A 25,323-nucleotide genomic window follows, 5' to 3' on the forward strand; every position below is an offset into this window, starting at 1 on the left:
ACGACCCCCCTTCATCCAGGGTATCACCAGCTCTTACGAGATGGATTCAGTCGTCGGCGCCGCCCTGGCTGAAATCGAACGGGCTACAAGCGTCCTGGAAGCTGCCGAACGCGAGGCGGCGTGATCTCACCATCAGGCTGCCGCCGACTGGGCTGCTTTCGCGATAGCCGTCGTATCGGCCGCCCCATGCCGTTCGCAGCAGGCTTATGAGGCAGCACGGCCCGGTCGAGAACCACAGTTCCCGCGCACCGTGCGGATGGCGCGGGCGGCCCGAAATGTCTGGCACGCGTCATTGACGCTGGTTCGGCGCAGGCTGAGCGTCTCGCCAATGACAGCCTGACGGAGAGGCGCGTCCGCTTCCGGGCGGCATCCCTGCCATCGCAAGCTGGGGCCTTAGAACGTAGGCGGACCGGGTTCCTCGATCAGCCCGGCCTTGAAGATTACAAAAACGTCATGCGACAGACCGCCGCACCGGCGCGATGGTGCCGCCGATCAAAATCGGGACTGTCTTTTTCATGAATCGCATTCGTCTGATGGCCGCCTGCTCGGCCTGTATCGTCGTCGCCCTGACTGGCGGCGCGGCCTCGGCCCAGGACCACTCGCACGGCGCGCCGGGCGCCTCCCCGTTCGGCGCATGGGGCTTCGACCTCGCGGGTCGCGACACGGCGGTCAATCCGGGCGACGACTTCAACGAATACGCCAACGGCGCCTACCTGCGCACGACCGAGATCCCGGCCGACAAGGCCCGCTTCGGCCCGTTCGACGTCCTGTATGAGAACGCCCAGGCCCAACTGAAATCGATCATCGAGACCAGCGCCGCCAACCCCACCAACGCCAACGCCCAGAAGGTCGGCGCCCTCTACGCCAGCTTCATGGACGAGGCCAAGATCGAGCAGTTAGGCGCGACGCCTGTCGCCGCTGACCTCGCCGCCGTCAAGGCCGTGAGCGACCACGCCGGCATGGCCCGCTTGATGGGCGAGAGCCACTCCGGCTTCGGCGCCTCGCTGTTCGGCATCGACGTCTTCGAAGACCTGCAGAAGCCCGACCTGAACTCGGCCTATCTGGGTCAGGGATCGCTGGGCCTGCCGGACCGCGACTACTATCTGAAGCCTGATTTCGCCGCCCAGCGCGAGGCCTATCTCGGCTATCTGACCACCACCCTGACCGCCATCGGCTGGACCAATCCGGCCAAGGCCGCAGCCGACATCCTGGCCTTCGAAACCAAGGTCGCCGACAAGCAGTGGACGACGGTCGAGCGTCGCCAGATCGACAAGCTCTACAACCCGACCAAGGTCGCGGACCTGGCGACCCTGGCCCCCGGCTTCGACTGGTCCGGCTTCCTGGCCGGCGCTCAGGTGTCGGATGTCGACACCCTGGTGCTGATGGAAAACACCGCCATCCCCGGCATCGCCCAGGTGTTCGCCGACACCCCTATCGAGACGCTGAAGGCCTGGCAGGCGTTCAATGTGGTCGATCAGGCCAGCCCCTATCTGTCCAAGGCCTTCGTGGACGCCCGCTTCGACTTCCGCGGCAAGACCCTGCGCGGTCAGCCCGAAAACCGTCCCCGCTGGAACCGGGGCGTGGCCCTGGTCGATGGTCAGCTGGGCGAGGTCCTGGCCCAGGAATATGTCCGCCTGCACTTCCCCGCCTCGTCCAAGGCCCAGATGGAAACCCTGGTCGGCAACATCCGCGCCGCCATGACCGAGCGGCTGAAGACCCTGGACTGGATGAGCGAGCCCACGCGCGAGCAGGCACTCTACAAGATGTCCAAGTTCGGGGTGAAGATCGGCTATCCCGACAAATGGCGCTCCTATGACGGGCTGGAGCTGAGCGCCGACGACCTTTACGGCAACGTCGAGCGATCCTCGGCCTTCGAGTGGGCCTACAAGCGCAGCAAGATCGGCCAGCCGGTCGATCCGCTGGAATGGGGCATGACGCCCCAGACGGTGAACGCCTATTACAACCCGCCGCGCAACGAGATCGTCTTCCCGGCCGCCATCCTGCAGGCGCCCTTCTTCGATCCCAAGGCGGACCCGGCCGTCAACTACGGCGGCATCGGCGCGGTCATCGGCCACGAGATCACCCACGGCTTCGACGACCAGGGCCGCAAGTCCGACGGCGACGGCGTGCTGCGCGACTGGTGGACGGCCGAGGACGCCGCCCGCTTCGAGGCGCGCGCCAAGGTGCTGGGCGACATCTATGACGGTCTGGAGCCGCTCCCCGGCGTCCACGTTAACGGCGACCTGACCATGGGCGAGAACATCGCCGACCTGGGCGGGCTGCTGCTGGCGCTAGACGCCTATCACAAGTCGCTGAACGGTCAGCCGGCCCCGGTGATCGACGGCCTGTCGGGCGATCAGCGCGTCTTCCTGGGCTGGGCGCAGGTCTGGCGCGAGAAGTCGCGCGAAGCGGCGCTGAAGGAGCAGTTGACCACCGATCCGCACTCGCCCGGTTCGGTGCGCGCCGCCACCTCGCCGCGCAACATCGACGCCTGGTACGCCGCCTTCGGCATTTCGCCGGACCAGAAGGAATATATCGCCCCCGAGGCCCGCGCCCGCATCTGGTAAGCGCCAGATCTCAGACGCAGAAAAGGCCCGGAGCGCACGCTCCGGGCCTTTTTGTCATCCGGGCTTTTTGCCTGGATTTAGCGGGGCTTGGTCGCCGCGCCGGCGACGGCGCCGATGGCGGCGCCGGCCACGGTCGAACCCGTGTTGCCGCCGATGACCTGACCGGCGACGGCGCCGCCCAGGGCGCCGGTGGCGGCGCGTTGTTCCATCGTCTGGCCGCAGGCGGCCAGCAGGGCCACGACGCCGATGACGGGGGCCAGTTTGATCATGGTCTTCATGGTTCTTCTCCGGGAGGGAATGAGACGATGAGGACCAAACGACAAGGCCCGCGTCCGGTTCCGGACGCGGGCCTATATAGTCACGCTATGCGAGGGAGGCTTCCCTCCTTGCGCTACGCTCGGGACGCGGTCCCTCGCGGCTTGAGCGCTTAGCCGACGATCTGGTCGTCGGTGAAGAACTGGGCGATCTCGATCTTGGCGTTGTCCTGGCTGTCAGAGCCGTGGACCGAGTTTTCACCGATCGACAGGGCGAACTGCTTGCGGATCGTGCCGTCGGCGGCGTCCTTGGGGTTGGTGGCGCCCATGACTTCGCGATAGGCGGCGACGGCGTTGTCGCCTTCCAGCACCTGAACGACGACCGGCTCGGCGGTCATCTGCTCGACCAGTTCGCCGTAGAACGGACGCTCGGCGTGGACTTCGTAGAACTTCTGGGCTTGCTCGGTCGACAGCTTGACGCGGCGCTGGGCCACGATGCGCAGGCCGGCGCCTTCGATCACGGCGTTGATCGCGCCGGTCAGGTTGCGGCGCGTGGCGTCGGGCTTGATGATCGAGAAGGTGCGTTCGGTCATGGAAAGTGACTTCTTGTTGGGAGTTTGAGTGTCGCGGGCTTATAGCGACGACCTCCCGAGTTTCCAACTGTCCCTTTTGCATCCCTGACGCACGTCGCACGCCGACTTGCCGATTGAGGGGTGTCGCTCAATCGAAGAACCTTCGTCGCAATGCTCCAGATCACCGACCTGACCTTCAACGCCTGGGGCCGCAAATTCCTCGTGGACGCCTCCGTCAGCCTGCCGCCGGGCGCTAAGGTCGGCCTGGTCGGCCGCAACGGCATCGGCAAGTCTACCCTGTTCAAGCTGATCCTGGGCGAGCTTCACGCCGCCGGCGACGAGATCAGCCTGCCCAAGACCGCCCGCATCGGCTCGGTCGATCAGGAACACCCCGCGACGCCGGTCAGCGTCATCGACACCATTCTGGAAGCCGACGTCGAACGCCATACCCTGCTGGGCCGGCTGGAGACTGCGCCTCCCGAGGAGATGGGCGAGATCTGGGCCCGCCTGATCGAGATCGACGCCGACGCCGCGCCTGCGCGCGCCGCCGAAATCCTGGTCGGCCTGGGCTTCGATCAGGAGAACCAGGCCCGGCCGATGTCCGAATTTTCGGGCGGCTGGCGCATGCGCGTGGCGCTGGCGGCGGCCCTGTTCGCCGAGCCGGACATGCTGCTGCTCGACGAACCGACCAACTATCTCGACCTGGAAGGCGCCCTGTGGCTTGAGGCGCGGCTGAAGAAATACCCGCACACCGCCCTGATCATCTCCCACGATCGCGAGATGCTGAACGAGGTCTGCACCCATATCCTGCACCTCGCGAACCACACCCTGACCCTCTACACCGGCAACTACGACGCCTTCGAAAAGGCCCGCGCCGAGAAGGCCCGGCTGCAGTTGTCGGCCAAGGCCAAGCAGGACGCCGAACGCGCCCACCTTCAGTCCTTCGTCGATCGGTTCAAGGCCAAGGCCTCCAAGGCCGCCCAGGCCCAGTCGCGCATGAAGCGGCTGGAGAAGATGCAGCCGGTGGCCACCACCATCGAGGAGCGGGTCGCCCCCTTCACCCTGCCCTCGCCGCCGCGCCCCCTGGCGCCGCCGCTGATCCGGCTGGAGCGGGCCAATGTGGGTTACGACACCGGCAAGCCGATCCTGCGCAATCTGAACCTGCGGATGGACCTGGACGACCGCATCGGCCTGCTGGGCGTCAACGGCGCGGGCAAATCCACCTTCGCCAAGATGATCGCCGGCGCCCTGAACGTGTCCGAGGGCGAACTGCACCGCGACAAGAAGATGCGCGTCGGCTGGTTCCACCAGCATCAGATCGAGGCGATGGATCCGACCGACACGCCGCTGGAGATCATCCGTCGCGCCATGCCGGATGCGCCCGAGAGCGCCCGCCGCTCCAAACTGGCCCAGTTCGGCCTGGGCTACGAAAAGCAGGAGACCACGGTCGACAGCCTGTCGGGCGGCGAGCGCGCGCGCCTGCTGCTGAACATGGTGGCGATGGATGCGCCCCACGTCCTAATCCTCGACGAACCGACCAACCACCTGGACATCGACAGCCGCCGGGCGTTGCTGGACGCGCTGAACGACTACACCGGCGCTGTCATCCTGATCACCCACGACCGTTCGCTGATGGAGATGGTTGCAGACCGTTTGTGGCTGGCCGCCGACGGCACGGTGAAACCCTATGATGGCGACATGGAGGATTACGCCAAGTTCGTGCTGGATCGCGCCAAGGCCGCCATATCCAAGCCCAGCCAGATCAAGAAGGAAGAGGCAAAAGACACCTCCGGCGCCCCTCAAGTAGAGAGCGCCCGCGGCGCGAACGATAGGGGCAACAAGAAGCGATCAGGCCCTTCGCCCTCGACTCTGCGTCACGCCGTCAAGAAGGCGGAGGAAAACATGACCCGCCTGACCGCCGAGATTTCCCGCATCGACGACGACATGGCCACCGCCTCGGTCAACAATCCGAAAGCCCTGGAAGGCCTGACACGCGCCCGCGCCAAGACCGAGGCCGACCTCGCGACGGCCGAAGCGGCCTGGGTCGCAGCGGAGGAAGCCCTGGCCGAGGTTTCCTGATGAAGCCGATCGAATTCTCCAAGGACGAACGCGCCGCCGCGACCGGCAAGCTGCGCGACTATTTCGCCCGCGAACTGGATCAGGAACTGGGACAACTGTCCGCCGAGATGCTGCTGGACTTCATCGGCAAGGAAATCGGCGGCGCCTTCTACAATCGCGGCGTCCACGACGCCCAGCAGTTGGTCCAGCAGAAGGCCGAAGACATCGTCGAGGCCCTCTATGGGCTGGAGCGGTCCCGGTAAGGATCACCACCGTCGGCGATGCAAACTGCGAGCGGGGCGACAGGCGCCCCGCTCGCGCCCCGTCAGTTGCTGGCGGCCTGCATATAGGTTTCCTCATAGGGCTGGACCACGACCCACCCCTCGCCGGCGAACTTCATCTGGATGCTCTCGCCCGAGCCGCGGCCCACCAGGGTCTTGAACGAGATGTCGGTGGCGATCTCCGGCGACAGGCTTCCCGACCAGGCCACAGTGGCGTTCGGATCGGTGAAGACCGGGCCGGTCGCCGCGCTGACCTTGAGGATCAGCGGGTCGTAGTGGGAGGTGATGGCGACGATGCCGCTGCCGCTCAGCTTCACGTTGAACAGGCCGCCGGACATCATGCCCGCGACGCGCTTCATCATGGTGATCTGGTTGCTGACGCCGTTTTCCAGCGCCAACACATCATTGCCGTTGACGAAGATGGTCTCGTCAGCGAGCCGCAGCAGGGTGATCTTCTTACCCGTGTCGGCCAGATAGACGCGTCCCTGGCCCTCCACCTTCATCAGCACCATGCCCTCGCCGCTGACGGCCTTCTTCAGCAGGTTGCCGAGGCCCTGCTCCATCAGGCCCTGGCGGGTGAACTTCACCTGTCCCGTCCGCGCCACCATGGCTCCGGACTTGGCCCAGACCGACCCGTCCAGCCGCACCTCCAGCAGATACTGGTTCTCCAGTTCGAAGGCTTCGGTGCTGACGTCCTTCTCCTTGTAGGCGGCGACGAACTCGGCGACGGTTTTTACGGGCATGGAGACCTCAAACGAAGATTTCTGGAAAGCTTAGCCTGGGCGAACGACAGTCGGTCGCGCAAGTCTATAATATTGCAAACGCCTCGCAATATTATATTGTACCCGCGAACTGAGGAGCGCGGCCATGGCCAGAACCACCATCCACGCCGGCCTGCTGGCCAGCCTGCTCGCGGTCTGGAGCGCCGGCGCGGCCCAGGCCCACTCGCCCTATCTTCGGCCCAATGTCTTCGACGCCACCAACCGCGATCATGTGACGGTCGAGGCCGCCTTCACCGAGGATGTGTTCAACGCCGAGGTGGTTATGCGCTCCGACCATTTCCACATCGTCGGCCCCAACGGCGACACGCCGATCACCGCCGTGACCTATCTGCGCGACCTGGCGGTGTTCGAGGCCCCGACGCCGGTCGACGGCCTCTATCGCCTGTCGTCCGGCGCACGCGAGGGCCGTGCGGCCAAGATGTACGAAACCTCGTCCGGCTGGAAGATGGTCGGCGAAGAGGACGAGGTGCCCCCGCCCGGCGCCGAATTGGTCGATGTTCAGAGCATCACCACCGCCGACGTCTATGTGGTGCGCGGCGATCCCGACGATGCGGCTCTGAAGCCCTCGGGCCAAGGACTTGAGCTTCAGCCTCTGATCCAGCCCAACGACATCGTGGCGGGCGAGGATGCGCCCTTGCGCCTGCTGTTCGACGGCCAGCCGGTCGCCAACGCCGCCGTCACCGTCTTTCGCGAAGCCGGCCAATATGACGGCAGGAAGATCGAGGCGGAGCTGACCACCGACCCCTCGGGCCTGGTGACGCTGAAGGTAGCCGAACCGGGGGCCTACATGACCCAGGTCCGCCACCGCGTGGCCTCACCCGCCGGTGCCCCGACGCCGTATCGCAGCTATACCCACACCCTGACCTTCATCGCCCACGCGGACTGAAGGTCAGGGCCGTTGGGTGACAGTCTCTATTCCGGCAGGTCTTCGGCCAGGATCGCCATTTCGAACATGAACGAGCCTTCTTCGTCCTCGTCCTCGAAGACGATGCCGATGAACTCGTCGCCGACATAGACCTCGGCCGAGTTGTTCTGCTTGGGACGAGCCTTCAGGATGATGCCGCCGGTGTTGAAGGTGCGCTTGAGGTGGGCCTCGATGCGCTTCAGGTCGGTGTCTTTCACGGGGGGGCCTCATGGTCTGAACGTTGGCGGCGGACCCTAGAGACATCGGCCGTTCAGGGAAACCGGTGACGCGCATTTTCCCGTTTCAGAGATACTTCATCCACCACTGCGAACTGTTGCGCTTCACCTGCGCAAACCAGCGACAGGCGAACCAGCAGGGCACAGCGAGGACCGCCGCCAGGAACCACAGCCATCCGACGCCCGGCACGGCGAAGCCATCCTCCTGATTGGGACCGAAGGCGGTCAGAGCCGCGAGATTGAGCAGGTGCAGCGCATAGATGTGGAGGATGTAGAAGAACAGCGGCGCTGCGCCGAACACGGCCAGCAAGCCCACCAGCCGACCCGGCGCCTTCTCCAGCCCCGCCAGGATCAGCGCCCCGACGCCCAGCGTCAGCAGCAGGAAGTCGGCCGACGGCGGATATTTGGTCAGGTTCAGTACGCTCATCACCGTCTGGATCGGTGTCGCCTGCTCCGCCCAGGGCGTCGGATCGCCATAAACGTTGATCGTCCGCAACACGACGAACAGCGCCAGCGCGCTCACCCCCAGCAGCACCAGCCGCCGCAGCCGCGTCCTCTGCTCGCCGACGAACCACGGCCCGATGGCGTACCCCAGCGTCGCCACCCCGATCCATGGCAACAGCGGATAGGAGGTGCGCAGTTGTCCGCCCCACGGCATGTCCATCAGGCTGCGGTCATGCAGAATGGCCCACAGCAGATGCCCTGGCTGACCCGCCGCGATGGTGATCGGATCCAGCAGATTGTGGCCCAGCACGAGGGTCAGTCCGACTGCAATCAACGCCCATTTCGGAAGATGCACCAGGGCGGCCAGGGCGATCATCGACAGGCCGATGACCCATATCACCTGCAGATAGATGATCTCGGGCGTGAACGAAAAACTCCAGGCGAAGCTGACAACCGTCAACTCCAGCGCCACAAGGAACAGGCCGCGCTTGAACAGGAAGCCGGACGCGGCCTTGGCCCCACTCTCCCCCACCGCCTGCTTGTTCCCATAGAGCCACGCCCCAAGGCCGGTCAGGGCGACGAAGATCGGCGCGCAAAAATGCGCCGACAGCCGGGTGAAGAAAAGGTCGGGCGACGTCTCCGCCACGTTCATCGGGTCCGGCACCTGGGCGTGGAAGAAGAAAAACTCCCGCGTGTGATCGACCAGCATCAGCAGGATCACCAGCCCACGCAGGGCGTCGATGGATCGGATCCGACCGACCGATCGGACCATGGCGGTGATCGGAGGGGCGAAGGCGGGAACAGGCGTTGCAGTGGTTGACATCGTCATGCGGGAGCGGATAGCCGATATATTATAACGTTACAAACGGAGTCTGCCTTGTCCCTCCTCATGAGCTGCGCCGGCGCGTGCCTGCTGGTCGCCGCCAACGCCCACGCCCCTGCACTAATCGAGGCGGTCGAACCGCAGACGGTGGGCGAGATCGTCGTCCTGGGCCGTCGTCAGGCGCCGCGCGACCTGACCCTGGGCGCCGGGCCGGTGACGGAGGCGATGTCGCCGTCCAGCCGCTCCATCGAGAACGATCTGATCAAGGCCTTGGGGGCTACGCGTCTGGCCGACGCCTTGGAACTGGTCAGCGGCGTCAGCCAGCAGAACAATCGCGGCGGGGTGATGGACAACTTCGCCATCCGCGGCTTCCTGGGCACGCCAGACGGCGGCGCGGAATATTACGTCGACGGCTTCCTGGCCAATCGCGGCATGGCCCCGCCGCGTGATCCGGCCACGGCCGAACGGATCGAGGTGCTGAAGGGGCCGTCCGGCGCCCTGTTTGGCGACATCGACCCGGCGGGACGGATCAACATCGTGTCCAAGACCCCGCGTTTCGCCACCGCCGCCACCTTCACCGCCACGGTCGGCTCGTTCGGTCTGACGCGCGGCGAACTGGACCTGACGGGCCCCATCAGCGACACCCTGGCCGGACGGCTGGTGGTGGCGGGCGAGACCAGCACCGGTTGGCGCGATCATGTCGGCCTGGACCGCACGGTGATCGCCCCGTCCCTGACCTGGCGGCTCAATGACGACCTGCGCCTGACCTATGTGGGCGAGTTCACGACCTTCACCACCCTGTTCGACCGGGGGATGCCGGCGATCGACGGCGACGCCCTGGCCTTGCCGGAATCGAACTATTACGGCGAGCCCGGCGACGGCGTGACCCGGTTCCGCAACGAACGGCACCAGATCACCGGCGAATACCGCATCAACGACGACTGGAGCCTGAACGGCGGCATCGCCTGGCGCGGCGGCTCGCTGAAGGGCCTGTCCAGCGATCACTCTCGCCTGGTCGGCGACACGCTGTGGCGCCAACGCCGAGGCCGCGACTTTACGGTCGAGGACCTGTCGGCCCGGCTGGAGCTGAACGGCGTAGTCGCGACCGGCCTAGGCGTCCACAACCTCGGCTTCGGAGTGAAGGCCTATCAGCTGACCTATGGCGAGAAATGGCTGCGCATCAATCCGACCGCCGCCAATCCCTATCCGATCGACGTCTTCAACCCCGTCTATGGCGCGGTGACGCCGCCGACGCCCCTGCCCTTCACCGACAATCTGGAAACCCGCGAGGTCGTCACCCTCTACGCTCAGGACCTGTGGGAGGTGAACGACCGCCTCAGCCTGCTGGCCGGCCTACGGTTCGACGACTACGACCAGACCATCCGCAACAACCGCACCGGAGGCATCGGCGAGGCCCGCGACACGCCGCTGAAATACCGCTTCGCCGCTCGCTATCGCCTGACCGACAACCTGACTGCCCACGCCAGCTATGGCCAGTCCTTCGTGCTGAACTCAGGGACAGGTCGCGACGGTTCAGGCTTCGCGCCAGAGGACGGCAAGGGTTACGAGATCGGCCTGGCCGGCGCCTGGGACGGGCTGGATTTGGCCGCCACCGTCTTCGACATCGAGAAGTCGAACATCCTGACCACCGACCCGATCGATCCCAACTACCTGGCCCCGGTCGGCAAGCTGACGACGCGCGGGATAGAGCTGGACGGATCCCTGCGGATCGACGACGCGTGGCAGGTGGTGGCCAACTACGCCTGGACCGACGCCAAGGCCGACGACAGCGCCTTCGCCACCGACGCCGTGCTGAACGTGCCCGAACAGTCCGGCTCGCTGTTCGCCATCGGCCGGTTCGACACGGCGCACGGCACGACCTGGTCGGTGATGGCCGGCTCCGCCTACGTCGGAGATCGAACCGGCGCCCTGACGCTGAACCCCGTGCGCCTGCCCGCCTATTGGAAGGCCAAGGCGGCGCTGGAATACGGCCTGACGCCCCAGGTCACGGCCCGGATCGAGGTCGACAACCTGTTCGACGAGCGATACGCCGCCAGCTCCTACAGCGCCCTGTGGATCTTCCCCGGCGCGCCCCGCAGCGTGCGCGCCTCGCTCAGGATCGCCCTGTGAGGCTGCCTGTATGAAGCGTAGCCGCACTGGACACGCGTCCAAAGCCTGTTAAGCGCCACTAGGAGTTTCACAACGGCTTCGCGCTGAACAGCAAGAGAGACGGTGAATGCACCCTATCGTCCGAACATCGCTCATCGTTTCGATCGTCGGCTTCGTGGTCGGCGTCATGGCGATGGTGTCAGCTTTCGCGTGCGCCGTTCTTGGCTTCGGCGGGATCGCAAACTTTGCGTTCGAACTTGCAAAACTGCTCGGCGCGCTGACAATCCTCGCCTTCCTCATGTTTGTGGTCCTCATCGTCGTCCTGCCTAAAAGGAAGGCTTCAGAGGACATCTCCGCGTGAAAGCGAAGACACGGACCTTTCTGATTGGGGCAGGCGTGGGCGGACCTCTCGCAATCCTCGTCGCAGCGATCATGGTCGGTCGCGTGTTCGACAAGTTCGGCTACGTCGACAAGACGGTGGAAATTCAGCTGGTCGCACCGGCCAAATGACTATGCTCGTCGTCAGATGACGAAGTCGTACACCACGTCGGCCAGGGTGTGATCCATGGTGCGGGCCGGTTCGGCGTTGGTCGGGCAGTTGACCAGCCGGGCCGGCACCCCCGCCACGGTGCAGCCGGACGGCACGGCCTTCAGCACCACCGAGCCGGAGGCCACCTTGGCGTAGTCGCCGACGTGGATGTTGCCCAGCACCTTGGCCCCGGCGCCCAGCAGCACGCCCTTGCCGATCTTGGGGTGACGGTCGCCGCGATCCGCGCCCGTTCCGCCCAGGGTCACGCCGTGCAACATGGAGACGTCGTCGCCGACCACCGCCGTCTCGCCGATGACGATGCCGGTGCCGTGGTCGAGGAACAGACCCTTGCCCAGTTGCGCGCCCGGATGGATGTCCACCTGAAACAGCTCCGAAATCCGGCTCTGGAAGTGGAAGGCCAGCGTCTCGCGCCCCTGCCCCCACAGCCAGTGCGCCACGCGCCAGCCCTGAAGCGCCTGGAAGCCTTTGAAATACAGGAACGGCTGCAACAGATTGCGGATCGCCGGGTCGCGTTCGGCCACCGCCTGCAAGTCCGCTTCCGCCGCCTCGACCATGACCGGATCGGCCTTGAACGCCGACAGGCAGACCTCGCGCACCGACATGGCGCTCATCTCGCCGTCGGCCAGCTTGCGCGCGATCTGGAAGCTGAGCGCGCCGGCCAGATCGTCGTGCGACAGGATCACCGCATTCATCTGCGAGCCCAGTTGCGGCTCCTCGCGCGACGCAGCCTCGGCCGAGGCGCGCAGCTGGCGCCACACGCTGTCGGTTTCGGTTTCCGCGACGATTTCAAGCTTGGCCATGACCGGCTCCTTCGTACTCATCATACGCGCCCCAACATCGCCTGCGCCAGCGCCGGCGGCAGTTCGCCGTTCATCGCCATATGATAGGCCTTGTACGCCGTCGCCACCGTCAGGCTGTCACGCACGGTGCCACGCCCGATCTCGTCCAGCAGATCCAGGAAGGGCACGCGCACCACCGCGATGATCTCGGTCGGGTCCGGCGCGGTGAGCGCAGGCGTCAGACCCCACGCGATCCAGGTCTTGCCGATCTCGTCGGTGACCGAGTTGGACATCTCGACCGTCAAGGCCGGCGCCCAGTGTTCGGCCTCCAGCCCCGCCTCCTCGGCCAGTTCGCGCCGGACCCCGTCGAACGGATGCTCGTCCAGCGGCGCGCCGCCCTCGGGCATTTCCCACGAGTAGTTGGCCAGGGCGAACCGCTGCTGACCCACCAGGGTCACGGTGCCGTCGTCATGCACCGGCAGGACGCCGGTCCCCACATTCTTGAACCGCACCACGGCATAGTCGGCCGCATGCCCCGTCGGCGCCGTCGCCGCATGCCGGGTCAGGGCCAGCCACGGGCTGTCGAACAGGGTCTTGGTCCCGTCGCTGCGCCACGCCGGCGGTTTGGACAGGCCCTTCGCCCATTTCGGTTCGTCGGAAATCTTCATGAGTCACCTATGGCGAAGCCGGGGGCGAAAACCTAGCTAGACGGCATGACCGCGCTCAACGAACCGCTGCCCCTGCCCGTTCCGTCACAGGCCTTTCTCGACCGGCTGGCGACGCGCCGTTCGGCCCCGGCCCAGGCCCTGGTCGCGCCCGGCCCGTCCGAGGCGGAGCTGGAGCAGATCCTGACCCTGGGCGCCCGCACCCCGGACCATGGTAAACTGTTCCCCTGGCGGTTCGTGGTCATGGGGCCGCAATCGCGCGCCGAGATCGCCGAACGGCTCGCGGTGCTGGCCGAACTGCACAACCGACCGGCCAAGGATCAGGCCGTCCTGGCCAAGTTGACCGCCGCGCCCCTCACCATCCTGGTCGTCTCGACCCCCATCCCCGACGCCAAGCCGATCTGGGAGCAGCAGCTGTCGGCCGGGGCGGTGTGCATGAACCTGGAACACGCGGCCGGCGGTCTCGGCTATTCCTCCAGCTGGATCACCGACTGGTACAGCTATGACGCCCAGGCCGCCCGGCTGTTCGGCCTGACCGAGGGCGAAACCGTCGCCGGCTTCATCCATATCGGAACCCTGACCGAGCCGCCTCTTGAGCGCCCCCGCCCCGACATCGCCGCCAAGGTCACACGCCTGCCGTAAGCCGGTGACATAAGGTCGCCCCGCGCCGGTTAGCCCTCGACCGACCCCGCCTTCCTCCCCCAAGGCCCACGTATGGATTCCCTGTTGCAAGCCGTGGGCGACTTCATCGCCCGCAACCATATGTGGGCCGGCCTATTGCTGGGCCTGGTCGTCTTCGTCGAGTCATTGGCGGTGATCGGCGCCTTCGTGCCCGCCACCGGCCTCCTGATCGCCGCCGGCGGTCTGATCGCGGCCGGCGTGCTGGATCCCGTCAGCGTCATCGGCGGCTGCGTCATCAGCGCGGTGATCGGCGACGCCGTCTCCTACTGGGCCGGACGTCGGCTGGGCGTGCGCTTCCTGCAGCGCCCGATGTTCAAGCCGCACCGCCGCCGCATCGCCTGGACCCGGCTCTACTGCCGTCGCTACGGCATCATGTCGATCTTCGTCGGCCGCTTCTTTGGTCCCTTGCGCGCCTTCGTGCCCATGACGTTGGGTATGCTCAGGATGCGCCAGCGGTCGTTCCAGTTCGGCAACGTCACCTCGGGCATCGTCTGGGTGCTGGCCATGCTGGCGCCCGGCTATCTGGCGGCTCAGGGCCTGGCCAAGATGGAGGTCCTCAGCGAGGCCCACGGCCCCACCCTGCTGATCGGCGCCATCGCCTTGGCGATCCTGGTCGTCGCCGTCGCCTATCGCCTGATCAAGGCCCGCATGAGCCGCAAGTCCGCCGTCATGCGCGGGGCGCTGGAGAGCCGCTGATCTCCTCCTCCGGCCGGTGCACGATCGACACCAGCACGACCGAGATGATCATCAGCAGGAACCAGCTGCCCAGCTTGGCCAGGGACACCATCTCCCACCCCGCCTCCTGTCCCGGATAGACCCAGGCCCGCCCGAACGTGCCCAGGTTCTCGGCGAACCAGATGAACATCGCCACCAGCCCGTATCCCAGCAGCAACGGCATCGACCGCCGCCTGCTGTCTGCGGTGAAATAGAACCACCCCCGCCCGAACAGCAGCACGGTCGCAGCGAACAGCGCGATCCGCACGTCCGGCAGCCAGTGATGAGCGAAGAAGTTGACGTAGATCGCCGCCGCCAGCACCCAGGTCGTCCACAGCGGCGGATACCCCCGCACCCGGATGTGGAAGATGCGCTGAACCCGCGCGATATAGCTGCCCACCGCCGCATACATGAAGCCCGAGAACAGCGGCACCGCCCCGATGCGCAGCAGACTGGCCTCGGGATAGATCCACGACCCATGCGCGGTCTTGAACAACTCCATGATCGTCCCCGCCACATGGAACAGGAAGATCACCCGCGCCTCCTCCCAGCTCTCCAGCTTGAAGGCCAGCATCGCCGCCTGGATCAGCACCGCCCCGACCGCCAGAAAGTCGTAGCGCGACACCGGCGGCCCCTCCGGCCAGAATAGGAAGGTCGCCAGGATCAAGCCCAGCATCAGCCCCCCGAACAGACACGCCCACCCCTGCTTCAGCCCGAACCAGAGGAATTCGTATGCGTAACGACGCGGGCGGGATCGATCGGCCCAGACCTCGGCGCGCGTCATCAGACGACGGCCCCAGGCTTCGAGGGGAAGGCGGTAAGTCGTCATTCCTTCTCCCCTTGCGGGAGAAGGTGGCGGCCGAAGGCCGACGGATGAGGGGTCACACAGACCTCCAAGGACATCTCTATGCCAACCGTCAAAGTCTCAGACCGGCTCGCTGCGGCCAGCTTTCGCCACGTAGCAGTGACCCAAAGGACTCCGATTGATCTCATCCCCAGCGCGCAGCTCCGCCCGTTGGGTCAAGCTTCTACAGTACTCATTCTGCGTCATGCGCCATCCATAGATGGCCGCCAGAACCACGACGGCGAGGCCGGCCGCCGCGAACAGGCGCCGCCTGTTCATCCTCCTACCCCCGCCCACGATAGGTCGGCACGCCTTGATCCGGCAGCCACAGCCCCTCCGGCGGCGCGCCGGTCTGCCAGAAGACGTCGATGGGGATGCCGCCACGCGGATACCAATACCCCCCGATCCTCAGCCATTTCGGCGCCAGCAGGTCCGCCAGCCGCCGGCCGATGGCGACGGTGCAGTCCTCGTGGAAGGCGCCGTGGTTGCGGAAGCTGGTCAGATACAGTTTCAGGCTCTTGGACTCGACCAGCCACTCGTCCGGCGCATAGTCGATGACGATGTGGGCGAAGTCCGGCTGTCCCGTCACCGGGCACAGGCTGGTGAACTCGGGCGCCGTGAACCGGGCCAGATACAGCGTGTCCGCATGCGGGTTCGGCACCCGCTCCAGCACGGCCGTCTCGGGGCTGGTCGGGGCGCCGGTCTGGGCGCCGAGCTGGCTGAGGTTGTCGGTATAGTGGGTCATGGGGCGCATTTAGGCGCTTGCGACGCGTATGAAAATCCTCCCCCATCGGGGGAGGGGGACCGCGAAGCGGTGGAGGGGGCCGGCCGCGCACGCGGTCGAGGACGCAAATGACCTATGCACCCAAGTCTACCGTCGCCCGCGCCCGCGAGTTGCGCCGTGAAATGACCCTGCCTGAGGTGCTGCTGTGGGGCCAAATCCGGGGCCGCCGCCTCGACGGCATACGCTTTCGCCGCCAGCATCCCATCGGCCCCTACCTCCTGGACTTCTATTGCGAGGACGCCCGTCTGGCGGTCGAGGTGGACGGCGACAGCCATGCCCAGCCCGACGCCGTCGGACACGACAGACGCCGCACGGAATGGCTAAACCTGCGCGGGATCACCGTCGTTCGGGTCGCGGCACGGATGTGCTGGGCGAGATGGCGGCGGTGGTGGATCATCTTCACCGGCAGGTGCGCGATCGGCCCCCTCCACCGCTTCGCGGTCCCCCTCCCCCGACGGGGGAGGATTAAGAGGCGCCCCATCCTTCTTCCCGAAAACTTCTCCCGCCGTTTCAACGCCCTGACGCCCACCAGCGTCATTCGACCAACCGCCCCCGCAGACGCCCATACAATGCGCGGTTTCAGCCAAGAGGGCGAAACGTCGGACTCACGAAGCCCAACCCCGCCCGCGAAATTGCACGTCCTTGCACATTGCACTCCATTCCCGCGTGCAAGTGCAATTTCAACTCACCCCCGAGATTAGACGAATTAGACTCTGTTTTTCGCGCCACCGTCTGAAATCCTCCCGATTGCCTTCCCCCGCGACAGCCCGCTAAGCGTAGCGAAAGAAAACTTCAGGAGACGCCCGTGGCCATTCCCGCTTCGCTGCAAAAAGGTCTGATCCTGCCGATCATTTCGGCGCCCATGTTCCTGGTCTCCGGGCCGGACCTGGTGGTCGAGGCCTGTAATGCAGGCGTGATCGGCACCTTCCCGTCGCTGAACCAGCGCACGACCGAGGGCTATCGCGACTGGATTCACGAGATCAAGGGCCGGCTGACGCCCGAGGCCGCCGCCTTCGGCGTCAACCACATCGTCCACCCGACCAATCCGCGCCTGATGGCCGACATGATGGTGTCGGTCGAGGAGAAGGTGCCGCTGATCATCACCTCCCTGGGCGCCGTGCGCGACGTGGTCGATGCGGTTCACGGCTATGGCGGTCAGGTCTTCCACGACATCGCCAACATCCGTCATGCGAGAAAGGCGGCCGAGGCGGGCGTCGATGGCCTGATCCTGGTCGCCAACGGCGCAGGCGGCCACGCGGGCATCATCAACCCCTTCGCCCTGGTCAACGAGGTGCGAAGCTTCTTCAAGGGGACCATCATCCTGTCGGGCGCCCTCTCGACGGGACAAGATGTCGCGGCGGCGCTGATGCTGGGCGCCGACTTCGCCTATATGGGCACCCGCTTCATCAACACGACCGAGGCCATGGCCCCGCCCGCCTACAAGCAGATGGTGATCGACAGCGGCTCGACCGACATCGTCCACACCCCGGCGGTCTCGGGCATACCGGCCAACTTCATGAGCAAGTCGTTGATCGAAAACGGAATCGACCCGAAACACCTACCCGAGCACAAGCTGGACATGGGCGACGAGGCCAAGGCCTGGAAGACCGTCTGGTCCGCCGGCCAGGGCGCGGGCGCCATCCACGACGTCCTGCCGACCGCCGAACTGGTCGCGCGCCTGCGGCAGGAGTTTGTTCAGGCGACGGATGAATTCGCCATCAAGGCCGGGGCGCGCTAAAGGCGGCGCCAATCCGCTTCTCGCGCGTTGGAGCCGCCATGATCCGCACGACCGTCCTCGCCGCCCTTTCCGCCGCCGCCATGGCCGCCGCCTTCGCGACTCCAGCGGCGACCCAATCCTCCCCGGCGGCGTCCGCTCGCGACGCCTGGTCGTTCGAACTGGGCGCGGGAACGGACAACCGCTCCAAGAACGCGTCCAAGTCCGGCAACGACGGCTACGTCTACGGCTCGGCGATCTGGGAAAGCGAGAACGGCCTGTTCTACGCCGGCCCCGGCTTCGAAACGATCCAGGCGGGCGGTTCCAACCTCGAGGCCGAGTTCGTGGTCGGCTATCAGCCCGAGGCCTTCGGCTACCGCTTCGATTTCAACGCGGCCTACAAGAACCGCCTGGACGCCGAGGCCGGTTATGACGAGGACGGTTGGGAGTTCACCGGCAACGCCAGCCGGTCCATCGGGCCCGCCAGCGCCCGCCTGCAGGTGCAGTATTCGCCCGACGCCGCCGGTTCGACCGACAGCTTCACCTGGGTCGAGGGCCGCGTGGGCTGGGACTTCACCAACCGTCTGAACGGCACGGTCGCCGTCGGCCGTCGCGAGCAGGACGGCGCCCCCGACTACACGGGCTGGAACGCCGGCGTGACCTATGCGGTCACGGGCGCCCTGGACCTCGACCTGCGCTACTACGACACCGACGCCCACACCTTCGGCGAGCAGTACGAAGACGCCTTGGTCGCCAGGGTCGCCTACGCCTTCTAGGGGCGCGCCTTGCAGAATGGGCGTTGGAGGCCCATATAGGGGCTGTCGATCTCTCTGCGTAACGCCGCTGCTCCCTTTGCATCACGCACCGAGGTCCAAAAGCCGATCCCATTCAGACCCGACAGGCCGACCAGGGATCCCTCCCTGCGGTCAACGCCAGACGGAGGTCTCCAAATGGCTACCGGCACTGTAAAATGGTACAACCCCACCAAAGGCTACGGCTTCATCGCTCCCGATGACGGCGGCAAGGACGTCTTCGTCCACGCCTCGGCCGTCGAAACTTCGAGCGTTGGTTCGCTGAACGAAGGCCAGAAGATTTCCTACGAAATCGAACGCGACTCGCGCTCCGGCAAGGAATCCGCTGGTCGCCTTACGGCGGCAGAGTAGGACACGCTTCTCAACACGCACGCCATCGCTTTTGATGGCGTCGTGACGAAGCACCTGCCTCTGGGCGGCCGCAAGGTCCGCCTGGACAACGGCCACGTCGTCTCGGTCCTGCCCTCGCTCGGTTCGCCTAAAGGCCTATCCATGCTGGGCGACCGCGTCGTGGTCGAGATCGCCTTCAATCAGCTGAAGGGCTGGCGCCTCGCGCGCCGGCCCTGAAGCCCGTTCCATCAGGACGTGACCCATGACGACCCTCGCCGAAAAAATCCCGACGATGACCGACGCCGACCTCAACAGCCTGCGCGCCAACGCTGCGCGCCTGGCCGAAACCGGCGCCTCGACCCAGGTGATGGCCGCCGCTGATATCCTGCCTGTGATCGACACCGAGATCGCCCGCCGCGCCGCCCTGCCCAAGGCCGCCAAGGCGCCGGTGAAACGCGCCGCTCCCAAGAAGAAGCTGCCGCCCGTCACCGGCCACCAGACCGCCCTTCCCTCCAGCTGAGATCAGCCCAGGGCCTGATCCAGATCCGCGATCAGGTCCTCGACGTTCTCGACCCCGACCGATAGCCGGATCAGGTTGTCGGTGACGCCGCCAGCCTCGCGCACCTCCTTGGGCACGCTGGCGTGGGTCATGATCGCCGGGTGGTTCACCAGGCTCTCGACCCCGCCCAGCGACTCCGCCAGGGTGAAGACCTCGACCCGCTCCAGCACGCGTTTCGTGCGCTCCAGGTCGCCTTCCAGGATCACCGTCACCATCCCGCCGTAACCGCCGCTCATCTGGCGTGCGGCCAGCTCGTGCTGCGGGTGGGCGATCAGGCCGGGATAGATCACCTTGGCCACGCCCTTGCGCGTCTCCAGCCACCGCGCCACCGTCAGGGCGTTCTCGCAATGCGCCTTCATCCGCAGCGCCAGGGTCTTCAAGCCCCGGTTGGCGAGGAAGGCGTCGAACGGCCCCATGATCCCGCCGACCGAGTTCTGCAGGAACTTGATCCGCGTCGCCAGGTCGGGATCGGCCGTCACCAGCACCCCGCCGATGATGTCGGAATGGCCGTTCAGGTATTTGGTCGCCGAATGCATGACCACGTCCGCGCCCAGGCTCAGCGGCTGCTGGCAGAAGGGGGTGGCGAAGGTGTTGTCGACGATCAGCAGCAGCCCATGCGCCTTGGCCACCTTCGACAGGGCGGCGATGTCGGCCAGCTTCATCAGCGGATTGGTGGGCGTCTCGACCCACAGCATCTTGGTCTTGGGCGTGATCGCCGCCTCGACCGCGGCGATGTCGCTCAGGTCCACATAGGCGAAGTCCAGTCCCATGGTGCGCCGACGCACCCGCTCGAACAGACGCCACGACCCGCCGTACAGGTCGTCGCCCGTGACGATGTGATCGCCCGCGTCCAGCAGCTCCAGCGCCGTCGACGTCGCCGCCATGCCCGAACCAAAGCCGAACCCGTGCGTGCCGCCCTCCAGGTCCGCGATACAGGCCTCGAACGCCTCGCGCGTCGGGTTCTTGCCCCGCGCATACTCGTACCCCTTGTTCACACCCGGGCTTTCCTGGGCATAGGTCGAGGTCGCATAGATCGGCGTCATCACCGCACCCGTCGTTGGGTCGGGATGCTGTCCGGCATGGATGGCGCGGGTGGAAAACCCTTGGCTGTTCTTCTTGTCGGCCATGGTTCTTACCGGTTCAGGCTGAGGTGGTTGATCAGGTCGGTGCGGGTGATCAGGCCGACGAATTTCTCGCCGTCCAGCACGATGGCGACGCGGTCGCGGTCGAAGACGGGGATCAGGGCGTCCAGCGGTTCTTTGACCTGAACCGTGTCCAGATCGCGGGTCATGGCCGAGGCGACCGGCTTGGCGAACCTTTCCTTACGCGTGATCTCGTCGGTGTTCATCACGTGGATCAGATCGCTTTCGTCCAGGATGCCGACCAGACGGCCGTCCTTGATGATCGGCAGTTGGGACACGTCGGCGCCCTTCATCCGCTTGAAGGCGGTGTCCAGGGTGTCGTCCGGCCCGGCGACCACCACATCGCCTTTCTCGTATTTGCGGTTGATCAGGTCCGACAGGTCGCCGTGCAGCTCGCCCTCGCCCAGACCCTGATCGGCCAGCCAGGCGTCGTTATAGACCTTGGACAGGTATTTGGCCCCGGTGTCGCAGACGAAGGTGACGCAGGTCTTGGCCTCGGTCTGCTCCCGGCACCAGCGCAGGGCCGAGGCGATCAGGGTGCCGGACGACGAGCCGGCCAGGATGCCTTCCTTCAGCAGCAGCTCGCGCGCTGTGGCGATCGCCTCGGCGTCCGGGATGGAATAGGCCTTGTCGATCAGGCTCATGTCCGCCGTGTCGGGCACGAAGTTCTGCCCGATGCCCTCGACCGTATAGCTGCCGTCCGGCCCCGGCACGCCGTCGTTGACGATGCCGGCCAGGGTCGAGCCGACCGGATCGGCCAGGATGATCTCGGCCTTCGATCCCACGCTTTTCAGGAACCGAGCCACGCCGGTGATGGTGCCGCCCGAGCCGATGCCGGCGACGAAGGCGTCGATGTCGCCGCCCGTCTGCTCCCAGATTTCCGGCCCCGTCGTCTTCACGTGGGCGTCGGCGTTCGACTGGTTGGCGAACTGGTTGACGTAATAGGCGCCCGGAATGGCTTGGGACAGACGCTCGGCCATGTCGGTGTAATATTCCGGATGCCCGTGCGGCACGTCCGAACGCGTCAGGCGAACATCGGCGCCCATGGCCCTGAGATGCTGGATTTTTTCCTTCGACATCTTGTCCGGGATGACCAGCAGCACCTTATAACCCCGCGCCCGACCGACCAGCGTCAGCGCCAGGCCGGTATTGCCCGCCGTCGCCTCGACGATGGCGCCGCCCTCCTTCAGCCAGCCTTCCTTTTCAGCGGCGTCCAGCATCTCGACGGCGATCCGGTCCTTGATCGAGCCGCCGGGGTTCTGGGACTCCAGCTTCAGCAGCAGGCGGCACTTGCCGGTGTCGATCTTCGTCACCTCCACCATCGGCGTCTTGCCGATCAGATCCAGCGGCGACTTCACGGTCGCGCTCAGGGCGGGGGCATGCAGGGACATCGAAGACTCCATTCGGGGACGGCGGAAGCTGAAGCCCCGCATTCACTCGGTCAACTCACGCAAGATTTGACCTCAAGATTTACCCAAGGGCGCGGTTCCGCGCTACGAAAGACATAATGACCAATTCATCCAAGAGGCCGCCCGCCGGCCTGCCCGACAAAGACACCCTCCTCGCCTTCCTGCGCGAGGCCGGATCGGCCGAGAAGACCGATATCGCACGCCATTTCGGGCTGAAGGGCGGCGACCGCCGGGCCCTGCGCGAAATGATCCGCGAGCTTGAAGAAGAAGGCCGGCTGGGAAAGCGCGGCCGCAAAGGCTTCTCCGAGGCCGGCGCCCTGCCCCCCGTCGGCGTCGCCGACGTGATCGAACGCGACGGCGACGGCGAACTGTATGTCCGTCTGGTCGAGGCCAGCGCCGACGCGCCGCGCGCCATCCTGATGCCCGACAAGTCCAAACCCGGTCCTGCCCCTGGCCTGGGCGACCGTGTGCTGGTCAAGTTCCAGCGCGGCGGCGACGGCTGGGAAGCCCGGCTGATCAAGAAGCTGGACGTCGGCACGAACCGCGTTCTGGGGGTGATCCGCAAGTCGGCGCGCGAGACGCGCGTCGAGCCTGTCGACCGCCGTTCCAAGGACGTGCTGCTGGTGCCCCAGGCCCAGTCCGGCGACCTGCGCGACGGCGATCTGGTCCTGGCCGCGATCGAAAAGGGCGACCAGCGATATGGTCCCAAGCGCGGCAAGATCCTGGAACATATCGGCAAGGAGGACGATCCCCGCGCCGCCTCCCTGATCGCCATCTACGCCCACAGCATCCCGACAGGCTTCTCCGAAGCCGTCGAGCGCGAAGCCGAAGATCAGGCCCTGCCGACGCTGAAGGGGCGCGAGGACCTGCGCGAAGTGCCCTTCATCACTATCGACCCCGCCGACGCGCGCGACCACGATGACGCCGTCTATGCGGCCCGTGACGAGGATCCAAAGAACGAAGGCGGCTGGATCGTCTGGGTCGCCATCGCCGACGTCGCCGCCTATGTCCGCCCCGGAACCCATCTGGACCGCGAGGCCCGCGACAAGGGCAACTCGACCTATTTCCCCGACCGCGTCGAGCCGATGCTGCCGGAGGTGCTGTCGAACGGCCTGTGCAGCCTGAAGGAGGGCGAGAACCGCGCCTGCCTGGCCGTGCGGATGGTCTTCGACAAGGACGGCCGAAAGACCGGCCACAAGTTCGTGCGCGGCCTGATGCGGTCGCACGCCAAGCTCAGCTACGAACAGGCCCAGGCCGCCATTGACGGGCAAACGGACGACGCCACCGGCCCGATCATGGAGGCCATCCTCTATCCGCTGTGGAACGCCTACCACGCCATGCTGAAAGGCCGGCTGAAGCGCAGTCCGCTGCAGATCGAATCGGCCGAACGCCGCATCCGCATGGCCCCGGATGGCGGCATCGCGTCCATCGAGAAGCGCGCCTCACTGGAGGCGCATCGGCTGATCGAGGAGATGATGATCCAGGCCAACGTCTGCGCCGCCGAGACGCTGGAGCAGAAGCAAACTCCACTCATTTACCGCATCCACGATACGCCCAGCCAGGAGAAGATCTTCAACCTGGCCGACTTCCTGTCGACCATCGGCAAGCCGTGGAACAAGGGCGAGCCAGGCACGACCAAGCGGTTCAACAAGCTGCTGGACGAGACCCGCGACACCGAACACGCCGACGTGGTCAACGAGGTGGTCCTGCGCAGCCAGATGCAGGCGATCTACAGCCCCGAGAACATCGGCCACTTTGGCCTGAACCTAGATCGCTACGCCCACTTCACCTCGCCGATCCGGCGCTATTCCGACCTGATCGTCCACCGCGGCCTGATCCGAGCGCTGGGGCTGGGAAAGGACGGGCTGACCGACCGTGAGATCGCCGAACTGCCGGCCATCGCCGAGGGCGTCACCATGACCGAGCGCCGCTCCATGGCCGCCGAACGCGACGCCATGGATCGCTACATCGCCGCCTATCTGGAAGACCGCGTCGGGGCGACCTTCATCGGGCGGATCACCGGCGTGACCCGGTTCGGCCTGTTCATCCGGTTGGACGAGACGGGGGCCGATGGGCTTGTCCCGGTCTCGACCCTGGGCAGCGAATATTTCACCCACGACGACCGCGCCCACGCCCTGGTCGGGGAACGCACCGGCAAGCGGTTCACCCTGGGCCGCAAGGTCGAGGTGAAGCTGATGGAGGCCACGCCGGTCACCGGCGGCCTGGTGTTCGAAATGCTCAGCGAGCCCGAAGCCCGCGATCCCAACGCCCCCGCTCCACGCTATGGTGTGCGCGGACGCGGCGGCGATGGCCCGCCATTGCGGGGCAAGAACCGCCCCGGTGGTCCCAAGCCCGCAAAGGGCGGCCGTCCCTCCGGCGGGTTGAAAGGCGTGCGCAAGGGCAAGCGGAAGTGATAAAAACATCCGCTCATCCCAGCGAAAGCCGGAATCCAGTTCTTTGGGCGAAGAGCGCTTGTCGCGTGACTCGGACGCCAAACCCGACCGCCAGTGCGAACGAAAGCACGGGGTCCTGGCTTTCGCCGGGATGAGCGGAATGAAGGATCAGCCCTTCGACGCCGCACAGGATCTCGCCGACGCCCCGCGCGTCGGGGGCGTGCAGAGGCCTAAGGATGCGGCGACGCTGATCCTGACGCGGGGCGGCGCCAAACCCGAGGTTCTGATGGGCCGGCGGGCGGCGGGGCATGTGTTCATGGCGTCGAAATGGGTGTTTCCCGGCGGGCGAATCGACCGCAGCGACTTCATCGCCGCCTTGGCCGGCGACCTGTCGTCCGATGTGGCGCGACGGTTGGAGAGGGAACTGCCAGCCCGCCGTGCGCGCGCCCTGGCCCTGACTGCGGTGCGCGAGACGTTTGAGGAAACCGGATTGATCCTGGGGCGGCCCGCACCGTCGGCCAGCGTCGCGGGACCGTGGCGCGAATATCGTCAGGCCGGCGCCCTGCCCGATCTGACGGTCCTGTCCTATATCGCCCGCGCCATCACCCCGCCGGGCCGCACGCGCCGGTTCGACGCGCGGTTCTTCATGGCGCCGGCCGAGGCGCTGCTGACGCCCGAACCGACGGCCGGATCAGGAGAACTGGACGAGATCGCGTGGCTTGCGCTGGACGACGCCCGCGCCCTGGACTTGCCCGCCATCACCCGGTTCGTGCTGGGAGAGTTGGCCGAGCGGCTTGGTCAAGACCAAGCAAGCCCCAACCGCCCGCTGCCCTTCGTGCGGATGGTGCGCGGTCGTCATGTGGTCGAACACAGGGACTGACGATCGATCTGGCTGAGGCCCGCCGACGCGGGCCAAA

General features: G+C 66.2%; 28 protein-coding genes. 17 read left to right on the top strand and 11 right to left on the bottom strand.

Annotated elements, in window-relative coordinates:
* Window positions 1-515: 515 nt before the first annotated feature.
* Window positions 516-2,567 (top strand): M13 family metallopeptidase, encoded by a 2,052-nt coding sequence (locus ACZZZD_RS05275; protein WP_463433278.1) that lies wholly within the window; start codon window positions 516-518, stop codon window positions 2,565-2,567.
* Window positions 2,568-2,644: 77 nt separating this feature from the next.
* Here the strand turns inward: ACZZZD_RS05275 and ACZZZD_RS05280 are convergent, their stop codons facing one another.
* Entirely contained in the window at window positions 2,645-2,845 is a 201-nt protein-coding gene (locus ACZZZD_RS05280; RefSeq protein ID WP_017504673.1) for a YMGG-like glycine zipper-containing protein, read from the bottom strand.
* Window positions 2,846-2,994: 149 nt separating this feature from the next.
* Window positions 2,995-3,414, bottom strand: a complete 420-nt coding sequence (ndk, locus tag ACZZZD_RS05285) for a nucleoside-diphosphate kinase (protein WP_426016316.1) — start codon at window positions 3,412-3,414, stop codon at window positions 2,995-2,997.
* 150 nt (window positions 3,415-3,564) lie between these two features.
* Here ndk and ACZZZD_RS05290 point away from each other — a divergent pair, with 150 nt between their 5' ends.
* A complete protein-coding gene (locus ACZZZD_RS05290) occupies window positions 3,565-5,472 on the top strand; it encodes an ABC-F family ATP-binding cassette domain-containing protein (RefSeq protein ID WP_463433280.1) in 1,908 nt (635 codons plus the stop codon).
* Window positions 5,472-5,714: a DUF2164 domain-containing protein gene (locus ACZZZD_RS05295; protein ID WP_463433282.1), complete on the top strand. Its 243-nt coding sequence runs from the start codon at window positions 5,472-5,474 to the stop codon at window positions 5,712-5,714. The genes ACZZZD_RS05290 and ACZZZD_RS05295 overlap by 1 nt, the downstream gene beginning before the upstream one ends.
* Window positions 5,715-5,776: 62 nt before the next feature.
* Here ACZZZD_RS05295 and ACZZZD_RS05300 read toward each other — a convergent pair whose 3' ends face one another.
* The gene (locus ACZZZD_RS05300; protein ID WP_463433284.1) at window positions 5,777-6,475 is read right to left on the bottom strand and encodes an AIM24 family protein; all 699 of its coding nucleotides are present in this window, start codon (window positions 6,473-6,475) and stop codon (window positions 5,777-5,779) included.
* A 124-nt stretch (window positions 6,476-6,599) separates the two neighbouring features.
* On the opposite strand from ACZZZD_RS05300, the gene ACZZZD_RS05305 reads away from it, so the two are divergent.
* On the top strand, window positions 6,600-7,400 hold the full coding sequence (locus tag ACZZZD_RS05305) for a DUF4198 domain-containing protein (protein ID WP_463433286.1): 801 nt from the start codon (window positions 6,600-6,602) through the stop codon (window positions 7,398-7,400).
* A gap of 26 nt (window positions 7,401-7,426) precedes the next feature.
* Here ACZZZD_RS05305 and ACZZZD_RS05310 read toward each other — a convergent pair whose 3' ends face one another.
* Both ACZZZD_RS05310 and ACZZZD_RS05315 read right to left on the bottom strand, forming a co-directional pair.
* Window positions 7,427-7,636: a DUF3126 family protein gene (locus ACZZZD_RS05310; RefSeq protein ID WP_463433288.1), complete on the bottom strand. Its 210-nt coding sequence runs from the start codon at window positions 7,634-7,636 to the stop codon at window positions 7,427-7,429.
* Window positions 7,637-7,721: 85 nt separating this feature from the next.
* A complete protein-coding gene (locus ACZZZD_RS05315) occupies window positions 7,722-8,927 on the bottom strand; it encodes a DUF1624 domain-containing protein (protein ID WP_463433290.1) in 1,206 nt (401 codons plus the stop codon).
* A 48-nt stretch (window positions 8,928-8,975) separates the two neighbouring features.
* Between ACZZZD_RS05315 and ACZZZD_RS05320 the strand changes: the two genes are divergently transcribed.
* From ACZZZD_RS05320 to ACZZZD_RS05330, 3 genes are all read left to right on the top strand, one after another.
* Entirely contained in the window at window positions 8,976-11,051 is a 2,076-nt protein-coding gene (locus ACZZZD_RS05320) for a TonB-dependent siderophore receptor (RefSeq protein ID WP_463433292.1), read from the top strand.
* 106 nt (window positions 11,052-11,157) lie between these two features.
* Window positions 11,158-11,391 carry a hypothetical protein gene (locus ACZZZD_RS05325; RefSeq protein WP_463433294.1) on the top strand — a complete coding sequence of 78 codons (234 nt, stop codon included), beginning with the start codon at window positions 11,158-11,160 and terminating at the stop codon, window positions 11,389-11,391.
* Entirely contained in the window at window positions 11,388-11,540 is a 153-nt protein-coding gene (locus ACZZZD_RS05330) for a hypothetical protein (protein WP_463433296.1), read from the top strand. Before ACZZZD_RS05325 ends, ACZZZD_RS05330 begins: the two co-directional genes overlap by 4 nt.
* Window positions 11,541-11,552: 12 nt before the next feature.
* Here the strand turns inward: ACZZZD_RS05330 and cysE are convergent, their stop codons facing one another.
* Both cysE and ACZZZD_RS05340 read right to left on the bottom strand, forming a co-directional pair.
* Entirely contained in the window at window positions 11,553-12,380 is an 828-nt protein-coding gene (gene cysE / locus ACZZZD_RS05335) for a serine O-acetyltransferase (RefSeq protein WP_159844961.1), read from the bottom strand.
* A 20-nt stretch (window positions 12,381-12,400) separates the two neighbouring features.
* Window positions 12,401-13,027, bottom strand: a complete 627-nt coding sequence (locus ACZZZD_RS05340) for an NUDIX domain-containing protein (RefSeq protein ID WP_463433298.1) — start codon at window positions 13,025-13,027, stop codon at window positions 12,401-12,403.
* A 45-nt stretch (window positions 13,028-13,072) separates the two neighbouring features.
* Between ACZZZD_RS05340 and ACZZZD_RS05345 the strand changes: the two genes are divergently transcribed.
* Window positions 13,073-13,666, top strand: a complete 594-nt coding sequence (locus ACZZZD_RS05345) for a nitroreductase family protein (protein ID WP_463433300.1) — start codon at window positions 13,073-13,075, stop codon at window positions 13,664-13,666.
* Between the two features lie 72 nt (window positions 13,667-13,738).
* The gene (locus ACZZZD_RS05350) at window positions 13,739-14,401 is read left to right on the top strand and encodes a DedA family protein (RefSeq protein WP_463433302.1); all 663 of its coding nucleotides are present in this window, start codon (window positions 13,739-13,741) and stop codon (window positions 14,399-14,401) included.
* On the opposite strand, the gene ACZZZD_RS05355 is transcribed toward ACZZZD_RS05350, so the two are convergent.
* Both ACZZZD_RS05355 and queF read right to left on the bottom strand, forming a co-directional pair.
* Window positions 14,373-15,248, bottom strand: a complete 876-nt coding sequence (locus tag ACZZZD_RS05355) for a DUF817 domain-containing protein (protein ID WP_463433304.1) — start codon at window positions 15,246-15,248, stop codon at window positions 14,373-14,375. The two genes, ACZZZD_RS05350 and ACZZZD_RS05355, sit on opposite strands and share 29 nt — an antisense overlap.
* Window positions 15,249-15,546: 298 nt before the next feature.
* Window positions 15,547-16,008, bottom strand: a complete 462-nt coding sequence (queF, locus tag ACZZZD_RS05360) for a preQ(1) synthase (RefSeq protein WP_463436088.1) — start codon at window positions 16,006-16,008, stop codon at window positions 15,547-15,549.
* Between the two features lie 161 nt (window positions 16,009-16,169).
* Here queF and ACZZZD_RS05365 point away from each other — a divergent pair, with 161 nt between their 5' ends.
* The 6 genes from ACZZZD_RS05365 (at window position 16,170) to ACZZZD_RS05390 (ending at window position 19,423) form a co-directional block, all read left to right on the top strand.
* Window positions 16,170-16,748: an endonuclease domain-containing protein gene (locus ACZZZD_RS05365; RefSeq protein WP_463436089.1), complete on the top strand. Its 579-nt coding sequence runs from the start codon at window positions 16,170-16,172 to the stop codon at window positions 16,746-16,748.
* A gap of 104 nt (window positions 16,749-16,852) precedes the next feature.
* Window positions 16,853-17,785 (top strand): NAD(P)H-dependent flavin oxidoreductase, encoded by a 933-nt coding sequence (locus tag ACZZZD_RS05370; protein WP_463433306.1) that lies wholly within the window; start codon window positions 16,853-16,855, stop codon window positions 17,783-17,785.
* A gap of 38 nt (window positions 17,786-17,823) precedes the next feature.
* The gene (locus ACZZZD_RS05375; RefSeq protein WP_463433308.1) at window positions 17,824-18,537 is read left to right on the top strand and encodes a TorF family putative porin; all 714 of its coding nucleotides are present in this window, start codon (window positions 17,824-17,826) and stop codon (window positions 18,535-18,537) included.
* A 174-nt stretch (window positions 18,538-18,711) separates the two neighbouring features.
* The gene (locus ACZZZD_RS05380; protein WP_008260450.1) at window positions 18,712-18,924 is read left to right on the top strand and encodes a cold-shock protein; all 213 of its coding nucleotides are present in this window, start codon (window positions 18,712-18,714) and stop codon (window positions 18,922-18,924) included.
* A 42-nt stretch (window positions 18,925-18,966) separates the two neighbouring features.
* Window positions 18,967-19,140, top strand: a complete 174-nt coding sequence (locus ACZZZD_RS05385) for a hypothetical protein (protein WP_425984430.1) — start codon at window positions 18,967-18,969, stop codon at window positions 19,138-19,140.
* A gap of 25 nt (window positions 19,141-19,165) precedes the next feature.
* Window positions 19,166-19,423 carry a hypothetical protein gene (locus ACZZZD_RS05390; RefSeq protein WP_463433313.1) on the top strand — a complete coding sequence of 86 codons (258 nt, stop codon included), beginning with the start codon at window positions 19,166-19,168 and terminating at the stop codon, window positions 19,421-19,423.
* Between the two features lie 2 nt (window positions 19,424-19,425).
* Here the strand turns inward: ACZZZD_RS05390 and ACZZZD_RS05395 are convergent, their stop codons facing one another.
* Window positions 19,426-20,589, bottom strand: coding sequence for a cystathionine gamma-synthase (locus ACZZZD_RS05395; RefSeq protein WP_463433315.1), 1,164 nt, complete (start codon window positions 20,587-20,589; stop codon window positions 19,426-19,428).
* Between the two features lie 5 nt (window positions 20,590-20,594).
* On the bottom strand, window positions 20,595-21,995 hold the full coding sequence (locus ACZZZD_RS05400) for a pyridoxal-phosphate dependent enzyme (RefSeq protein WP_463433317.1): 1,401 nt from the start codon (window positions 21,993-21,995) through the stop codon (window positions 20,595-20,597).
* Between the two features lie 116 nt (window positions 21,996-22,111).
* Between ACZZZD_RS05400 and rnr the strand changes: the two genes are divergently transcribed.
* Window positions 22,112-24,427: a ribonuclease R gene (gene rnr, locus ACZZZD_RS05405; protein ID WP_463433319.1), complete on the top strand. Its 2,316-nt coding sequence runs from the start codon at window positions 22,112-22,114 to the stop codon at window positions 24,425-24,427.
* Window positions 24,428-24,566: 139 nt separating this feature from the next.
* Window positions 24,567-25,286: an NUDIX hydrolase gene (locus tag ACZZZD_RS05410; protein WP_463433321.1), complete on the top strand. Its 720-nt coding sequence runs from the start codon at window positions 24,567-24,569 to the stop codon at window positions 25,284-25,286.
* Window positions 25,287-25,323: the final 37 nt, after the last annotated feature.

Source organism: Brevundimonas sp. AC546 (genome assembly GCF_979258305.1).

Excerpts from the sequence above, each read along its gene's own strand:
- ACZZZD_RS05345 (WP_463433300.1), top strand. The coding sequence starts at position 13,073 with ATGACCGCGCTCAACGAACCGCTGCCCCTGCCCGTTCCGTCACAGGCC.
- ACZZZD_RS05375 (WP_463433308.1), top strand. The coding sequence starts at position 17,824 with ATGATCCGCACGACCGTCCTCGCCGCCCTTTCCGCCGCCGCCATGGCC.
- ACZZZD_RS05325 (WP_463433294.1), top strand. The coding sequence starts at position 11,158 with ATGCACCCTATCGTCCGAACATCGCTCATCGTTTCGATCGTCGGCTTC.
- ACZZZD_RS05400 (WP_463433317.1), bottom strand. The coding sequence starts at position 21,995 with ATGTCCCTGCATGCCCCCGCCCTGAGCGCGACCGTGAAGTCGCCGCTG.
- ACZZZD_RS05340 (WP_463433298.1), bottom strand. The coding sequence starts at position 13,027 with ATGAAGATTTCCGACGAACCGAAATGGGCGAAGGGCCTGTCCAAACCG.
- cysE (WP_159844961.1), bottom strand. The coding sequence starts at position 12,380 with ATGGCCAAGCTTGAAATCGTCGCGGAAACCGAAACCGACAGCGTGTGG.
- ACZZZD_RS05380 (WP_008260450.1), top strand. The coding sequence starts at position 18,712 with ATGGCTACCGGCACTGTAAAATGGTACAACCCCACCAAAGGCTACGGC.
- ACZZZD_RS05355 (WP_463433304.1), bottom strand. The coding sequence starts at position 15,248 with ATGACGACTTACCGCCTTCCCCTCGAAGCCTGGGGCCGTCGTCTGATG.
- rnr (WP_463433319.1), top strand. The coding sequence starts at position 22,112 with ATGACCAATTCATCCAAGAGGCCGCCCGCCGGCCTGCCCGACAAAGAC.
- ACZZZD_RS05410 (WP_463433321.1), top strand. The coding sequence starts at position 24,567 with ATGAAGGATCAGCCCTTCGACGCCGCACAGGATCTCGCCGACGCCCCG.
- ndk (WP_426016316.1), bottom strand. The coding sequence starts at position 3,414 with ATGACCGAACGCACCTTCTCGATCATCAAGCCCGACGCCACGCGCCGC.
- ACZZZD_RS05365 (WP_463436089.1), top strand. The coding sequence starts at position 16,170 with ATGACCCTGCCTGAGGTGCTGCTGTGGGGCCAAATCCGGGGCCGCCGC.
- ACZZZD_RS05275 (WP_463433278.1), top strand. The coding sequence starts at position 516 with ATGAATCGCATTCGTCTGATGGCCGCCTGCTCGGCCTGTATCGTCGTC.
- ACZZZD_RS05395 (WP_463433315.1), bottom strand. The coding sequence starts at position 20,589 with ATGGCCGACAAGAAGAACAGCCAAGGGTTTTCCACCCGCGCCATCCAT.
- ACZZZD_RS05280 (WP_017504673.1), bottom strand. The coding sequence starts at position 2,845 with ATGAAGACCATGATCAAACTGGCCCCCGTCATCGGCGTCGTGGCCCTG.
- queF (WP_463436088.1), bottom strand. The coding sequence starts at position 16,008 with ATGACCCACTATACCGACAACCTCAGCCAGCTCGGCGCCCAGACCGGC.
- ACZZZD_RS05290 (WP_463433280.1), top strand. The coding sequence starts at position 3,565 with ATGCTCCAGATCACCGACCTGACCTTCAACGCCTGGGGCCGCAAATTC.
- ACZZZD_RS05315 (WP_463433290.1), bottom strand. The coding sequence starts at position 8,927 with ATGACGATGTCAACCACTGCAACGCCTGTTCCCGCCTTCGCCCCTCCG.
- ACZZZD_RS05305 (WP_463433286.1), top strand. The coding sequence starts at position 6,600 with ATGGCCAGAACCACCATCCACGCCGGCCTGCTGGCCAGCCTGCTCGCG.
- ACZZZD_RS05300 (WP_463433284.1), bottom strand. The coding sequence starts at position 6,475 with ATGCCCGTAAAAACCGTCGCCGAGTTCGTCGCCGCCTACAAGGAGAAG.
- ACZZZD_RS05350 (WP_463433302.1), top strand. The coding sequence starts at position 13,739 with ATGGATTCCCTGTTGCAAGCCGTGGGCGACTTCATCGCCCGCAACCAT.
- ACZZZD_RS05295 (WP_463433282.1), top strand. The coding sequence starts at position 5,472 with ATGAAGCCGATCGAATTCTCCAAGGACGAACGCGCCGCCGCGACCGGC.
- ACZZZD_RS05390 (WP_463433313.1), top strand. The coding sequence starts at position 19,166 with ATGACGACCCTCGCCGAAAAAATCCCGACGATGACCGACGCCGACCTC.